Below are 14,300 nucleotides of genomic sequence, written 5' to 3'. Positions count from 1 at the left end.
CAAGCGGGAGCAAGCTCCCTCGCCACAGGTTATTGCGTCAGTTCGCGCATGCGCTTCAACACCGCATTCAATCCATTGCTGCGCGACGGCGATAGCTGCCGCGATAACCCCAACTGATTGAACCAATCCGGCAAATCAACCTGCTGTAACTCGTCAGCGGATAAGCCATTGACCCGCGCGAGCAACAACGCCACCAAGCCACGGATCAATCTCGCATCGCTGTTGGCGGAGAACTGCCAGTGGCCATCGCGCAACTGCCCCACCAACCACACCTGGCTCTCACAGCCGTGGACAAGGTTGGCGTCGCACTTGTCTGCATCGCTCAATGGCGCCAGGCGATCGCCCCATTGCATCAGCAGGCGGGCCCGCTGTTCCCAACCGGAGGCGTCCTGAAAAACTTGCAGCGCGGCGACCGCATCGGCAGGCAGGTTCATCGCAGCATCTCCAAGGCCTGGTCCAGGGCCTCGAAAAAACGTTCGAGATCGGCGGAGTCGTTGTACAGCGCCAGCGACACCCGAATCGCCCCGGACAGCTTCAGATGCCTGAACAGCGGCATTGCGCAGTGATGCCCGGCGCGCACGGCGATGCCTTGCTCGGTCAGCAGGTGCGCCAGGTCGGCATTGTGGATGCCGTCGACCACAAAACTGACGAGGGCCAGTTGCGGCTCGCCCACCAGGCGCACGCCGTTGCGCGCCTGCAGGCCGTGAAGCAGATAGTCATGCAGGGCAGTTTCATGATCGATGACCGCCTGCCCGTCGAGGCCGGACAGGTAATCGAGGGTCGCTCCCAGGCCGATCACACTGGCGATAGGCGGCGTCCCGGCTTCGAAACCCAGTGGCGCCGGGCGGAAGGTGGCGCTGTGGTAATCGGCCTGCTGCACCATTTCGCCGCCAAACTGCCAGTGACGCAGTTGGCCAAGCGCTGCGGTGCGGCCAAACAGCACGCCCAAGCCTTCCGGGCCGTACAGCTTGTGACTGGAAAACACATAGAAGTCGCAGCCCAAGGTCTCCACATCATGACGACCATGGACGACGCCTTGGGCGCCATCGATGACCGTCAGCGCACCCTGCGCCTTGGCCATCGCCAGCAATGCCGGCAACGGCTGCCAAGTGCCAAGCACGTTGGACAATTGGCTCACCGCCAACAGGCGCGTGCGAGGACCGATAAGCTCGGCGGCCGCAGCGCTGTCGATAACGCCGTCGGCGTCCAGTGGCAGTACCACCAGTGTCAACGCGCGGCGCTCGGCCAGTTGCTGCCAGGGCAACAGGTTGGCGTGATGCTCCAGGGCGCTGACGACAATTTCATCGCCTGGGTTGAACAGGTGTTCCAGCCCGTAGGCGAGCAGGTTCAACGCCGAAGTGGCGCCGTGGGTGAATACGATTTGCCCGCAGTCACCCGCGTTGAGCCATTGTGAGACCTTGAGGCGACTGTCTTCGAATGCCTGGGTGGCCAGGGCTCCGGGCAGATGTTGCGCCCGGTGCACGTTGGCCGCGCCGTTGGCGTAGTAATGCGCCAGAGCGTCGAGCAAAGCTTGGGGTTTTTGCGTGGTGGCGGCGTTGTCCAGGTAGGTCTGGCCTTGCCGTTGCAGGGCGGCGATGGCCGGGAAATCGGCACGCCAGGGGGATTGAATCAACATGCTTGCGGGCCCTGCTGGAGTTACGCCGGACCCTGTGGGAGCAAATCTGCTCCCACAGGTGATGGTGTGAAGCTTAGTTGTGCGCGTGCAATGCTTCGTTGAGCTCGATGGCCGACTTGTGGGTCTTGCATTCCACCGCGCCGGTCTCGGAGTTACGGCGGAACAACAGGTCCGGCTGGCCAGCCAGATCGCGGGCCTTGACCACTTTGACCAGCTGGTTGTTCTCATCCAGCAGGGCGACTTTGGTGCCGGCGGTCACGTACAGGCCCGACTCCACGGTGTTGCGGTCGCCCAGCGGGATACCGATGCCGGCGTTGGCGCCGATCAGGCAGCCTTCGCCGACCTTGATCACAATGTTGCCGCCGCCCGAGAGAGTACCCATGGTCGAGCAGCCGCCACCCAGGTCCGAGCCCTTGCCGACGAACACGCCCGCCGAAACACGGCCTTCGATCATGCCCGGGCCTTCGGTGCCGGCGTTGAAATTGACGAAACCTTCGTGCATGACCGTGGTGCCTTCGCCCACATAGGCGCCCAGGCGCAGGCGCGCGGCGTCGGCGATACGCACGCCGGCCGGGACCACGTAGTCGGTCATTTTCGGGAATTTATCCACCGAGAACACTTCCAGCAACTCGCCACGCAAGCGGGCTTCGAGCTGGTGCTCGGCCAGTTCGGCCAGGTCGATCGCGCCCTGGCTGGTCCATGCCACGTTTGGCAGCAGCGGGAAGATACCGGCCAGGTTCAGGCCGTGAGGCTTGACCAGACGATGGGACAACAGGTGCAGCTTCAGGTAAGCCTCAGGGGTGGAGCTCAGCTGGGCATCCTCGGCCAACAGGGTGGCGACCAGCGGCTTGTGGCTTTCAGCCAGGCGAGTCAACAGCTTGGCTTGCGCGGCGTCGACGCTGCGAAGTGCCTCGGCCAGTTGCGAGGCCTGAGCGGTGGTGAAAGTGATGGCCTGGTTGCCTTCGCTGTAGCCAAGGATCGGCGCGACGGCTGCCACGATCTCGGCCGACGGGTTGAGTAATGGCTGTGCGTAGAACACTTCCAGCCAGGCGCCTTCACGATTTTGGGTGCCGACGCCGAAGGCCAGGCTGAACAGGGTAGTGGACATGAAATTACCTCTACAAAATGGACTGGGCAGGCTTACTTGATTTCTGCCGCGTAGATATCTGGCTTGAAGCCAATCAGGGTACGGTCACCGAGGTCGAGCACCGGGCGCTTGATCATCGAGGGTTGGGCGAGCATCAGTTCGATGGCTTTCGTCTGGTCGAGATCGGCTTTGCGTTCGTCGTCGAGTTTGCGAAAGGTCGTACCGGCGCGGTTCAACACCACTTGCCAGCCATGCTCGTCGCACCATTGAGTCAGGTGCTCACGGTCGATGCCGGCGGTCTTGTAGTCATGAAAATCGTAATGCACAGCGTGATCATCGAGCCAGGTGCGCGCCTTTTTCATCGTGTCACAGGCTTTGATGCCGAAAAGGTGCAACGTTTTGCTTGAATCGGTCAAGGAACTGCCCCCTTTGCAGGTGCCGGAAATAAAAGGTGAAGGATTATGCCATGACCGGACGGTTTCGCGGCGGCCCAGGTTGATGTACACCAAAACCTGTGGGAGCGAGCTTGTGGGAGCAAAGCTTGCTCGCGATACAGGCGACACGGTTCAACTGCAACACTGTGTCATCGTTCATCGCGAGCAAGCTTTGCTCCCACAGGCTCATTCCACAGGGCAGGGCTGCGACATAGGTGTAACGGCCAAGCTGATGTTAGGCGGTCAATATGGCACTTCAACTGCAAGCTGTTGCCGGATATGTGTAGCTGGCATTGCAGTTAAGCTTATTCCGACCCGTCTGCCTGGCTGGGTCAACGCCGAGAGGGATCCAGAAGATCAACAATTTGCGACCATCGAGATCACATCCATTTTCTGATCCTTACCCTAACGACAAAGCCCGCAGATGTGGGCTTGTCGTTTCTGGAAGACATAAAAAAGCCCGGACTGCCCGGGCTAGTATCAGGCAGCTTTTACTGGCTTTATCAGGCTTTCTGCTGGAATGCCGAACATATCGTGAAGCTTCCAGATCATGGGCAGAGTTAACGAGCGTTTACGGTTGAGCACCTCGTATACGCGGTTCGTTTTTCCGATAGCGGGAGCCAGATCGGCCGCGGTGAGTCCGGATTGCTCCATGCGAAACTTGATGGCTTCAATTGGGTCAGGCAGATCAACCGGGAAGTTCTTGGTTTCGTAGGCCTCGATCAGAGTGATCATGACTTCGAAAGCATCGCCTTCCGGGGTGCCAGGTTCAGGCTCATTCTCAAACAGGGGAGAGATCTCTTTGAGAGCTATCCGGTATTCGTCATCGGTGCGGATTGGGCGAATGTTCATGGTGATTACTCCATTTCCACGGTGTTTACGTCGATCTCATCGTACCGACGATGAGTGCCGACAAACTTGATGTACACAGCGCCGAAGCGGTAGGCAATGGCGACCACCAGGCGGTAGTCGTTACCCTTGATGTTGAATACCACGCGGCGACTCTTGAGAATGCTTGCGTTACCGTATTGCGCCTTGATGTCGTTAGGGTTGGTCCAAGTGGCTTTTTTGGCATCGTCAAGCCAAGCCTTAAGCTGCTGTTCGGAATCTGGGTATTTCTCCCAGAAGGCTTTCAGGTGACTGATGGCGATAATTCTCATGGGTGAGAATGTAGTCCCGTGGTGGGACTTTTGCAAGCATTCACAAGCAACAGCTTGCAGTTCTGCCGGGCACTCTGTTTCCGATATCTTGGGCCCATCTTCCACAGGGGACGCCATGAGATTGTTCGTAGGCGCGGTAGCTATTGCTTTGCTGGCGGGGTGTTCTACGTCGCCAGTTTCTCCAGGCGAAGCGAAGCCGGTTCCGAAAGACTGATCCTTGCTTTCTCCTCAAAGCCGAAAGAGACATACGGAACCGTAGTCGTGACTTGAGACACGGGGTTCCTGGGGCGCGACTGCTATGTCGCTGTCCATATCGACGGAACGCTTGCTGCACGAATCGATGCCGGTGAGGTGGCGAAATTCTTTCTGCCCACGGCGATCACTTCGTCGGGCTCGGCATAGACAAGCAAGGCGGCATGTGCAGCTAGCCAGACCTCATAAAAAGCAAAGCCGCCCGAAGGCGGCTTCAATCGACACGCAGTTGAGCTTGCTCTGCCCCTTCTGCGTGGCTGGGTCAACCCGGAGAGGGACCCAGACTCCTGCCAGCGTTCGCCGGTGACGGGGGCGATCATGGCTACTGATATCAGCGAATTCAAGCGAGCTTGATTCTTGAAACAGGCTGCATGAGTTTTTTTGCGGTGTTAAACCCGTAAAATCAAGGGCTTGCTTCGATGAGGTGCGTTTTATTTCTTTTCTTGTCTGAGCAAGCGCTTGTGGTCTGTCAGACGCACCGAAGTTTCCGACAAGTTTTTAAGGTTGTCCGTCGGAAGCGAGGGCTCTAGCCTCTGGGTGTTGCTGCCAGTTCAGCGACCGGACGTGAGAATCCGAACTCCTCTAGGCGCGCAGGCGTCGACCATATAAAGTGCAGGCGCTTTTCGTCTGCGCATTATGTTATGGCGGCTGTGCGCGGGCATGCTTCGGCATGGCCGGGCTTCTAGGGACTCGGATTCTCACCCCGCGTACGGCTGCCACCCTCCGGTCCGTGAGAAGACTCGGTGGCGGCTCCCAATTCTCTAGGAGCAATAACATGATCAAAGATACGCCTAATCCTCCAAAGCCAGCCTCCACTTTCCCCTACGGCGATTACGCCCCCGAAAAACTGCAAGAAGCAGCTGACCGTGTGCTGGATCAATATCTCAAGCCTGATGACGACAGCAAGTCAGAGCCCAAGCCCTCAGTGCAGTTATTCACGGTGGCTGACGGTATCGACACCGAAGTGTTGCTGGCCAACCTCAGCGAAACCCTGGCTTCGGCCAATGCGATGCTCAATGATCTTGCCTTCGATCAGGACGGCTCGCGACGGCATGTAGCGTTGGGGGTGGCGCAGATGATTGAGTTGGGGATGTTGTTGGCGAACAAGTGCCTAGATCGGGTAGAGCTTCGGACTTGATGTAATAAGTGCCGGCCTCATCGCGAGCAGGCTCGCTCCCACAGGGTATGTGGTGTCAACAAATATGAGGTCTACATCAAACCCCTGTGGCGAGGGAGCTTGCTCCCGCTGGGCCGGGCTGGCGCTCCAGCGCGAAGCAGCCCTGAAACCGGGCAGCGCGGTATGTCAGGCAGATTGAGTTGACTGCTTTGGGGCTGCTACGCAGCCCAGCGGGAGCAAGCTCCCTCGCCACAACAGCTGTTATGCGTGGGTTTCTTCCTGCTCAGGCACCAGCCGTACTTCCACCCTCTGACCCAACGCACGCGCTGCGCTGGCAAGTGTTGCCAGCGTCATCCCCGCATCGTTCTGATCCAGCGCACGATCAACAGCAGTGCGACTGGTGTGCATCCGCTGTGCCAAGGCCTTTTTGGTCACTTTCTGAAGCTTCATTGCTTCGGCAATCTGCCAGGCAATAACGCGTTTGAGCGCAGCTGCGGAAACTTCTTCGGCGATACCTTGCTCGGCGAGGAAGTCGTCAAAATCAGATCCGATGTGTTTGTTCATTTGCTGTGCCTCATAGTCTTGCTTTGCGTTGCTTGGCGGTTGCCATGTCGGTGGTTGGCGTTTTTTGACTTTTCTTTATGAAAGCGTGGAGCAGAACCATGTCAGAGCCCACCACAGTGAAGAGAACGCGGGCGATGGTATCTCCAAGGTCAATCCTGACCTCCCATAGCCCAGTGTCCAGCTTGCGAACCACCGGCATACCTATAGGCCAACCAATCTGAACGGTTTTGATGTCAGTCCCGATCATCCGTCTATGCTCGCGAGGCAGATCAGTCAGCCATTCGCGAACAGGCTCATTCCCGGCGTCGGTGCGGAAGAAACGTACGTTCAGTATGGGGGCAATATCAACCATGAATGGGAGTGTACCGAAATAGGTGCATTTCACAAGTCCGGTTGCTACTGTCAATGTCTACAGAATCCTGCGATTGCGGGCATCTCCTGGCCTCGGCCTATGCAGTACTCAGCAACCTGACGTTTGACCTGGACGGCTCGCGACGGCATGTAGCGTTGGGGGTGGCGCAGATGATTGAGTTGGGGATGTTGTTGGCGAACAAGTGCCTGGATCGGGTAGGGCTTCGGACTTGATGTAATAAGTGCCGGCCTCTTCGCGAGCAGGCTCGCTCCCACAGCGTATGTGGTGTCAACAAATATGAGGTCTACATCAAACCCCTGTGGCGAGGGAGCTTGCTCCCGCTGGGCCGGGCTGGCGCTCCAGCGCGAAGCGGCCCTGAAACCGGGCAGCGCGGTATGTCAGGCAGATTGAGTTGACTGCTTTGGGCTGCTACGCAGCCCAGCGGGAGCAAGCTCCCTCGCCACAACAGCGGTCCGCTTCAGCGCGATACAGCCATCAACCCCGGCGCTGGATAAACGCTCGGATCCGCTCCGCCGCTTCCACGCATTCGGCCAATGGCGCAACCAGGGCCATGCGCACGCGGCCGGCGCCTGGGTTGACGCCGTCCACATCGCGGGACAGGTACGAGCCTGGCACGACGGTTACGTGTTCCTGTTCGAACAAGTCGCGGCAGAAGGCGGCATCATCGCCCGCTACGTTCGGCCACAGGTAGAAGCTGCCATCGGGGCGTTGTACGTCCAGCACCGGACTGAGGATTTCCAGCACGGCGTCGAATTTTTCCCGGTACAGGGCGCGGTTGGCTCGCACGTGCTCTTCGTCGTTCCACGCGGCGATGCTCGCCAGTTGGGTCTGAACCGGCATCGCGCAGCCATGATAGGTGCGGTACAGCAAAAAGCCCTTGAGGATATCGGCGTCGCCGCCCACGAAACCGGAGCGCAGGCCGGGCAGGTTGGAGCGCTTGGAGAGGCTGTGGAACACCACGCAACGCTTGAAGTCCTTGCGGCCCAGTTCGACGCAGGCGGTGAGTAGGCCTGGCGGTGGGGTTTGTTCGTCGAAGTAGAGTTCGCTGTAGCACTCGTCCGAGGCGATGACGAAGTCATATTCATCCGCCAGGGCGATGAGTTTCTTCAGCACATCCACCGGGATCAGCGCGCCAGTCGGGTTGCCGGGGGAGCACAGGAACAGGATCTGGCAACGTTTCCAGACGTCTGGCGAGACGGCATCGAAATCCGGATTGAAACCGTTCGTGTCCAGGCACGGCAGGTAATGCGGCTTGGCCCCGGCCAGGAACGCCGCGCCTTCGTAGATCTGGTAGAACGGATTCGGGCTCACCACCAAGGCGTTGTCGCCACGGTTGACCACGGTCTGGGTGAAGGCGAACAGGGCTTCGCGGGTGCCATTGACCGGCAGCACGTGGCGCGCCGGGTCGAGCCAGCCGTTCGGCACGTTGAAGCGGCGCTCGCACCAGCCGGTGATGGCTTCACGCAGTTCCGGGATGCCGAGTGTGGTCGGGTACACCGCCATTTTTTCCAGATTGCTGGCCAGCGCCTCGGCCACGAAGCTTGGCGAGCGATGCTTGGGCTCGCCGATGGACAACGCGATCGGGCGCTTGTCCGGGTTCGGCGTGACGCTGCCGAGCAGGGCGCGGAGTTTTTCGAACGGGTACGGCTGGAGCTGGTTCAAAGCGTTGTTCATCGGGGGCCTCGTTCAATGTGGGCGCGATCCTTTGTGGGAGCGAGCTTGCTCGCGACAGCGGTGGATCAGGCAACATCGGCTTGGATGTTCCGCGGCCATCGCGAGCAAGCGCGCTCCCACAGGGAGTGGTGTTCGTTCAGATGCTAATGCGAGTCAGGTGAGCATCGGGTTCCTGGTTGACGCTCAAGTGCTGGACGATCGCTTCCTGCAAGCGGCTGCAAAGCTGCGGATCGGACAACGGCTGGTTGTGGGCGTCGGTGATGAAGAAAACGTCTTCCACCCGCTCGCCGAGCGTGGCGATCTTGGCGTTCTGCAGCGACAGGTCGAATTCCAGGAAAATATGGCCGACTCGCGCCAGCAGGCCCGGGCGATCCGGTGCGCTGAGCTCCAACACCGTGACCTGACGCTGGGCGTCGTTGTGGATCGTCACTTGTGGTGCAAAGGCAAAATGCTTGAGCTGGCGGGGCACGCGTCGCTGGATGATGGTCGGGTAGTCCGCCGGGTTGCGTAGGGCGTCGGTGAGTCCGTCGCGAATCTGCTTGACCCGCGCCGGGTTGTCGCCAATAGAGTCGCCGTCAGTGTCGAGCACGATATAGGTGTCGAGGGTGAACTGGCTGGTGGACGTAATGACCCGAGCGTCATGGATGTTGAGATTGAGCTGGTCCATCGCCGCCACCGTCACCGCGAAGAAGTCGTGCTGGTCCGGCGCATAGATGAAGATCTGCGTGCCGCCCTCGAACTCGCGCTGGGTGGTTTCCTTGATCAACACCAGCGGCCCGCCATCGGCCGGTTGCTGCAGGATCGCGTCGCTGTGCCAGGCCACGTCGCCGGCGGTATGGCGCAGGAAATAATCATCACCCAATTGCGACCAGAGCTGCTCGACGTCGTCCGGATCAGTGCCCCCGCGCACCAGGATATCCAGGGCCGCGCTTTGGGTGCGGCGGATCTGCTCTTCGCGGTCCACGGGGTTTTCCAGGCCACGGCGCAAGGCGCGCTTGGTCTCGGTGTAGAGCTGGCGCAACAGGCTGGCGCGCCAGGAATTCCACAGGGTCGGGTTGGTGGCGTTGATGTCGGCAACGGTCAGCACGTAGAGGTAATCCAGGCGGGTTTCGTCGCCAACGGCCTGGGCGAAGTCATGGATCACCTGCGGGTCGGACAGGTCCTTGCGCTGGGCGGTGGTGGACATCACCAGGTGGTTCTGCACCAGCCAGACGATCAGCCGGCTGTCCCAAGTTGGCAGTTGGTGCCGCTGGCAAAAAGCCTCGGCATCCACCGCGCCAATCTCGGAATGGTCGCCCTGGCGGCCCTTGCCGATGTCGTGATACAGCCCCGCCATGTAGATCAGCTCGGGCTTGGGCAGCTTGGCCATGAGCTTGCTGGCCAGCGGAAATTTCTCCGACACCTGGGTGTACTGCAGCTTACGCAGATGCTTGATCAGGTTCAGGGTGTGGGCGTCGACCGTGTAGATGTGGAACAGGTCGTGTTGCATCTGCCCGACGATGTAGCCGAATTCCGGCAGGTAGCGCCCCAGGATCCCGTAGCGGTTCATGCGTCGCAGGTTGCGGTGCACGCCGATCTTGCACTTGAACAGTTCGATGAACAGGCTGGTGTTGCGGATATCGTGGCGGAAATCATCGTCGATCAGATGCCGGTTTTCCCGCAGCAGGCGAATGGTATCGGCGCGCACGCCCTTGATTTCCGGTTGCTGGGCCATGAGCACGAAAACCTCGAGCATGGCGAACGGGGTGCGGCGGAACACATTGGCATTGCGCGCTTCGATGTAGCCGTCGTGCAGTTGGAAGCGCGAGTTGATCGGCTGCGGCGGCTCCTCGTCCTCGGGGGCGAGGATGACCTCTTCGAAGTGCTGGATGATCAGTTCGCTGAGCTGGGCGATGCTCATCACGACACGGTAGTACTGCTGCATGAAGTTTTCGATGGATTGCTTGGCATCCTGTCCTTCGAAACCCAGCAGGCCGGCAATGGAGCGCTGATGATCGAACAGCAAGCGGTCCTCGGAGCGTCCAGCGAGCATGTGCAGGGCGTAGCGGACCTTCCATAAGAATTCCTGGGACGATGCCAGCAAGGCGTTCTCGCTTTCCACCAGGAAACCTTCGCCGGCCAGGGCTCGCAGGTTCAGCGTGCCGTACTGACGGCGGGCGACCCACAGGATCGTCTGGATGTCACGCAGCCCGCCGGGCGAGCCCTTGACGTTGGGCTCCAGGTTGTATTCGGTGTCGTTGTACTTGTGGTGCCGGGCCTTCTGCTCGGCATGCTTGGCCAGGAAAAAGTCTTTGCTGGGCCACATGTGCGCGGTGCTGGTCACATCCAGCATGCGCTGGCGCAGGCGCTCGGGGCCGGCGATGGTGCGGCTTTCCATCAGGTTGGTGATCACCGTCAGGTCGGCGCGGGCCTCGTCGGCGCATTCCTGCACAGAACGCACGCTTTGGCCGACTTCCAGGCCAATGTCCCACAGCAGCGTCAGGAAGCGCTCGATGGAATCGCGGAAAATCTCGTGGTCCGCGCTATCCAAAAGGATCAGCAGATCAATGTCGGAATAGGGGTGCAGTTCGCCACGCCCGTAGCCGCCCACCGCCACCAGCGCGATGTCGGCATCCTCGCTCCAGTTGAACTGGTCCCAGGCCTTTTGCAGGATGTTGTCGACGAACCAGGCGCGGTCTTCGATCAACCGGCGGATATCGCGGCCACTGCGAAAGCGCTGGTCGAGCACTTCGTGGGCCTGGCGGATCGCCTTCTTGAACGCCGAAATGGGGCTTGCCTTCAGGGCCAGTTCAGCCTGGAACTGGCCGCGGTCGAAGAGTTCGGGGTCCACCTGCGGCATCGAATGACTTTCCTTTCTATCTATATCTATAGGCTGGGTACGGGTCAGGCGGAAACACGCGCGATGGTGTCATCGCTGCGCAGGGTAAAGATTTCGTAGCCGGTCTCGGTGACGAGCAGCGTGTGCTCCCATTGGGCCGACAACTTGCGGTCCTTGGTGATGGCGGTCCAGCCGTCGCCCAGTACCTTGGTGTCGGCGCGGCCCTGGTTGATCATCGGCTCGATGGTGAAGGTCATGCCCGCCTGCAGTTCCATGCCGGTGCCGGCGCGGCCGTAATGCAGGATTTGCGGTTCTTCATGGAACACCTTGCCGATGCCGTGGCCGCAGAACTCGCGCACCACCGAGAAACCGTTCTTCTGCGCGTGCTTCTGGATCACTTCGCCGATGTCGCCCAGGCGGCAGCCCGGTTTCACCAGTTCGATGGCCATGTACATGCATTCCTGGGTGACCTTGGACAGGCGTTCGGCCCACTCCGGTACGTTGCCGACATGGAACATCCGGCTGGTATCGCCATGGTAGCCATCCTTGATGACAGTGACGTCGATGTTCAGGGTATCGCCGTCCTTCAATGGTTTCTCATTGGGGATGCCATGGCAGACCACATGGTTGATCGAGGTACAGATCGACTTCGGAAAGCCTTTATAGTTGAGCGGGGCAGGGATGGCTTTCTGCTCGTTGACGATATAGTCGTGGCAGATGCGGTCCAGCTCTTCAGTGGTAACGCCCGGCTTGACGTAGTCGGCGATCATTTCCAGCACTTCGGCGGCGAGTTTGCCGGCGACACGCATTTTAGCGATGTCCTCGGGAGTCTTGAGGGTAACGGTCATACAGGCTCTCTCTGCGCCCGACGGCGCTGTTCAAAACGAAATGGGCGGCGGATGATGATCCATGCGGCCCTGAAAGAGGCGATTCTAACAGACGATCAGCGCAAATCCCCGTCCACATGCATCGCTTCTCTCTATAGGGGTGTGCATCCATGGCCCATGAAAGGGCTGTGGGAAGGGGGCTTCACCGGGATTTCAGAATCCGTGTTCCGTTTTCGCCCTTGCTGTGGTATAAAATGCGCCGCTTTCCGGGGATGACCCCGTAAGCTTAAATCCACACACGTGTCGACACGATGACCTGGGTGCCTTCGGCTTTCACCGCCGCTGGTTGGTCATTGGGATACGTGGAGGCCAAACCCGACTTATCAAGGAACTATCATGTCCCAAGTCAACATGCGCGATATGCTGAAGGCCGGTGTGCACTTCGGCCACCAGACCCGTTACTGGAACCCGAAAATGGGCAAGTACATTTTCGGCGCGCGCAACAAGATCCACATCATCAACCTTGAAAAAACCCTGCCGATGTTCAACGAAGCACTGACCTTCGTAGAGCGCCTGGCCCAGGGCAAAAACAAGATTCTGTTCGTCGGCACCAAGCGTTCCGCCGGCAAGATCGTTGCTGAAGAAGCAGCACGTTGCGGTTCGCCGTACGTCGATCACCGCTGGTTGGGCGGCATGCTGACCAACTTCAAGACCATCCGCGCTTCCATCAAGCGTCTGCGTGACCTTGAAGTCCAGTCCGAAGACGGTACTTTCGCCAAGCTGACCAAGAAAGAAGCGCTGATGCGCACTCGCGATCTTGAGAAGCTGGACCGCTCCCTGGGCGGTATCAAGGACATGGGCGGTCTGCCTGACGCACTGTTCGTGATCGACGTTGACCACGAGCGCATCGCGATCACCGAAGCCAACAAGCTGGGTATCCCGGTCATCGGCGTTGTCGACACCAACAGCAGCCCGGAAGGCGTTGACTACATCATCCCAGGCAACGATGACGCCATCCGCGCCATCCAGCTGTACATGGGTTCGATGGCTGACGCTGTTATCCGTGGTCGCAACAACGTTAATGGCGGCACCGAAGTCTTCGCTGAAGAAGCTCCGGCGGCAGCCGCTGAGTAATTGACGCCCTGGCGTTGACTCAGTAAGCAAAAAGGGGGCTTGGCCCCCTTTTTGCCACCTCGAAAACCACTTGTCGCAAGCGCAGCTACCTGTTTGTAACCTGCAGCGATCTATAAACAGTGGTTTTTCCAGGAAGAATTGATCGCCCGTTCGGTCGGGTGGAATGGTTGAAAACCTATCCAAGAGGATTTTGAAATGGCAGAGATTACTGCAGCGTTGGTCAAAGAACTGCGCGAGCGTACCGGCGAAGGCATGATGGACTGCAAGAAAGCCTTGACCAAGGCTGGCGGCGACATCGAGAAAGCCATTGATGACATGCGCGCTTCGGGCGCCATCAAGGCTGCCAAGAAAGCTGGCAACGTTGCCGCTGAAGGCGCCATCGCCATCAAGGACGACGGTAAAGCCGCCGTTCTGCTGGAAGTCAACTCCCAGACCGACTTCCTGGCTCTGCAGGATGACTTCAAGGCATTCGTCGCTGCCAGCGTCGAAAAAGCTTTCGCTGACAAACTGACCGACGCAGCTCCGCTGATCGAAGCTCAGGAAGAAGCCCGCCTGGTCCTGGTTGGCAAGACCGGCGAAAACGTCAACATCCGTCGCCTGGTTCGTGTTGAAGGTGATGTGGTTGGTACCTACCTGCACGGCAACAAGATCGGTGTTGCAGTTGTCCTGAAGGGCGGCGATACCGAGCTGGCGAAAGACATCGCCATGCACGTGGCTGCAACCAACCCTGAGTTCCTGCTGCCTTCGGACGTTTCGGCTGAAGCGATCGAGCGCGAGAAGGGTGTTTTCCTGCAGCTGAACGAAGAGAAGCTGAAAGGCAAGCCTGCTGAAATCGCTGAAAAAATGGTCAGCGGCCGTATTTCCAAATTCCTGGCCGAAGCCAGCCTGGTTGAGCAGGCGTTCGTCAAGAACCCGGAAATCAAGGTCGGCGACCTGGCGAAGAAAGCCGGCGCTGAAATCGTTTCGTTCACCTACTTCAAAGTAGGCGAAGGCATCGAGAAGCCGGTCGACAACTTCGCTGAAGAAGTTGCTGCCCAGGTAGCTGCTGCCAGCAAGCAATAAGACGGTTCAACGACTGTCGCCCAGAAGAGGCTGCCCGCTCACGCGCGCAGCCTCTTTTTGGATGAGGATGCCGATTTATATTGGTTTCCTGTCGGAACTGGCTTACAAAGCCGTGTTCCGATGGCGCTGTGTCAGCGTCAAGCTAGAGTGAACGAGGCTGCA

Annotated in this window: 16 protein-coding genes; 5 read left to right on the top strand and 11 right to left on the bottom strand. The window is 59.3% G+C overall.

All coding sequences use genetic code 11. The features are described 5' to 3' along the window. Nucleotides 1-29: 29 nt before the first annotated feature. The 4 genes from J3Q04_RS19920 to J3Q04_RS19905 form a co-directional block, all read right to left on the bottom strand. The gene (locus J3Q04_RS19920) at nt 30-434 is read right to left on the bottom strand and encodes a SufE family protein (protein WP_434562523.1); all 405 of its coding nucleotides are present in this window, start codon (nt 432-434) and stop codon (nt 30-32) included. Next, entirely contained in the window at nt 431-1,636 is a 1,206-nt protein-coding gene (locus J3Q04_RS19915) for an aminotransferase class V-fold PLP-dependent enzyme (protein ID WP_434609807.1), read from the bottom strand. Before J3Q04_RS19915 ends, J3Q04_RS19920 begins: the two co-directional genes overlap by 4 nt. Before the next feature lie 73 nt (nt 1,637-1,709). Next, nucleotides 1,710-2,744 carry a 2,3,4,5-tetrahydropyridine-2,6-dicarboxylate N-succinyltransferase gene (dapD, locus tag J3Q04_RS19910; protein WP_420764230.1) on the bottom strand — a complete coding sequence of 345 codons (1,035 nt, stop codon included), beginning with the start codon at nt 2,742-2,744 and terminating at the stop codon, nt 1,710-1,712. A 32-nt stretch (nt 2,745-2,776) separates the two neighbouring features. Then, a complete protein-coding gene (locus J3Q04_RS19905; protein WP_238349422.1) occupies nt 2,777-3,085 on the bottom strand; it encodes an arsenate reductase in 309 nt (102 codons plus the stop codon). 37 nt (nt 3,086-3,122) lie between these two features. Between J3Q04_RS19905 and J3Q04_RS19900 the strand changes: the two genes are divergently transcribed. Continuing rightward, complete coding sequence (locus J3Q04_RS19900; RefSeq protein WP_434609810.1) at nt 3,123-3,554, top strand: hypothetical protein; 432 nt, start codon at nt 3,123-3,125, stop codon at nt 3,552-3,554. An 83-nt stretch (nt 3,555-3,637) separates the two neighbouring features. Here the strand turns inward: J3Q04_RS19900 and J3Q04_RS19895 are convergent, their stop codons facing one another. Together J3Q04_RS19895 and J3Q04_RS19890 are read right to left on the bottom strand one after the other, a co-directional pair. After that, complete coding sequence (locus J3Q04_RS19895; RefSeq protein WP_434609812.1) at nt 3,638-4,009, bottom strand: helix-turn-helix domain-containing protein; 372 nt, start codon at nt 4,007-4,009, stop codon at nt 3,638-3,640. Between the two features lie 5 nt (nt 4,010-4,014). Then, nucleotides 4,015-4,317, bottom strand: a complete 303-nt coding sequence (locus J3Q04_RS19890; RefSeq protein ID WP_434609814.1) for a type II toxin-antitoxin system HigB family toxin — start codon at nt 4,315-4,317, stop codon at nt 4,015-4,017. 1,027 nt (nt 4,318-5,344) lie between these two features. Here J3Q04_RS19890 and J3Q04_RS19885 point away from each other — a divergent pair. After that, on the top strand, nt 5,345-5,707 hold the full coding sequence (locus J3Q04_RS19885; RefSeq protein WP_434609816.1) for a DUF6124 family protein: 363 nt from the start codon (nt 5,345-5,347) through the stop codon (nt 5,705-5,707). Between the two features lie 240 nt (nt 5,708-5,947). Here J3Q04_RS19885 and J3Q04_RS19880 read toward each other — a convergent pair whose 3' ends face one another. After that, nucleotides 5,948-6,250: a Fis family transcriptional regulator gene (locus J3Q04_RS19880; protein ID WP_420764233.1), complete on the bottom strand. Its 303-nt coding sequence runs from the start codon at nt 6,248-6,250 to the stop codon at nt 5,948-5,950. Between the two features lie 10 nt (nt 6,251-6,260). Beyond that, nucleotides 6,261-6,602 carry a type II toxin-antitoxin system RelE/ParE family toxin gene (locus J3Q04_RS19875; RefSeq protein ID WP_028237030.1) on the bottom strand — a complete coding sequence of 114 codons (342 nt, stop codon included), beginning with the start codon at nt 6,600-6,602 and terminating at the stop codon, nt 6,261-6,263. A gap of 2 nt (nt 6,603-6,604) precedes the next feature. Between J3Q04_RS19875 and J3Q04_RS19870 the strand changes: the two genes are divergently transcribed. Beyond that, the gene (locus tag J3Q04_RS19870; protein WP_434609819.1) at nt 6,605-6,835 is read left to right on the top strand and encodes a DUF6124 family protein; all 231 of its coding nucleotides are present in this window, start codon (nt 6,605-6,607) and stop codon (nt 6,833-6,835) included. A gap of 262 nt (nt 6,836-7,097) precedes the next feature. Here J3Q04_RS19870 and dapC read toward each other — a convergent pair whose 3' ends face one another. From dapC to map, 3 genes are all read right to left on the bottom strand, one after another. Further along, complete coding sequence (gene dapC, locus J3Q04_RS19865; protein WP_434609821.1) at nt 7,098-8,297, bottom strand: succinyldiaminopimelate transaminase; 1,200 nt, start codon at nt 8,295-8,297, stop codon at nt 7,098-7,100. Nucleotides 8,298-8,433: 136 nt separating this feature from the next. Further along, the gene (locus J3Q04_RS19860) at nt 8,434-11,136 is read right to left on the bottom strand and encodes a [protein-PII] uridylyltransferase (RefSeq protein WP_434609823.1); all 2,703 of its coding nucleotides are present in this window, start codon (nt 11,134-11,136) and stop codon (nt 8,434-8,436) included. Between the two features lie 44 nt (nt 11,137-11,180). Beyond that, complete coding sequence (gene map, locus J3Q04_RS19855; RefSeq protein WP_186705495.1) at nt 11,181-11,963, bottom strand: type I methionyl aminopeptidase; 783 nt, start codon at nt 11,961-11,963, stop codon at nt 11,181-11,183. Between the two features lie 375 nt (nt 11,964-12,338). Here map and rpsB point away from each other — a divergent pair, with 375 nt between their 5' ends. Beyond that, nucleotides 12,339-13,076, top strand: coding sequence for a 30S ribosomal protein S2 (rpsB, locus tag J3Q04_RS19850; protein ID WP_003198231.1), 738 nt, complete (start codon nt 12,339-12,341; stop codon nt 13,074-13,076). 195 nt (nt 13,077-13,271) lie between these two features. Then, the gene (gene tsf / locus J3Q04_RS19845; RefSeq protein ID WP_072387961.1) at nt 13,272-14,138 is read left to right on the top strand and encodes a translation elongation factor Ts; all 867 of its coding nucleotides are present in this window, start codon (nt 13,272-13,274) and stop codon (nt 14,136-14,138) included. Nucleotides 14,139-14,300 lie beyond the last annotated feature (162 nt).

Source organism: Pseudomonas sp. D4-21, from assembly GCF_051132125.1.
Lineage (GTDB): Bacteria > Pseudomonadota > Gammaproteobacteria > Pseudomonadales > Pseudomonadaceae > Aquipseudomonas.
This window is presented reverse-complemented; position numbering and strand designations above follow the sequence as displayed.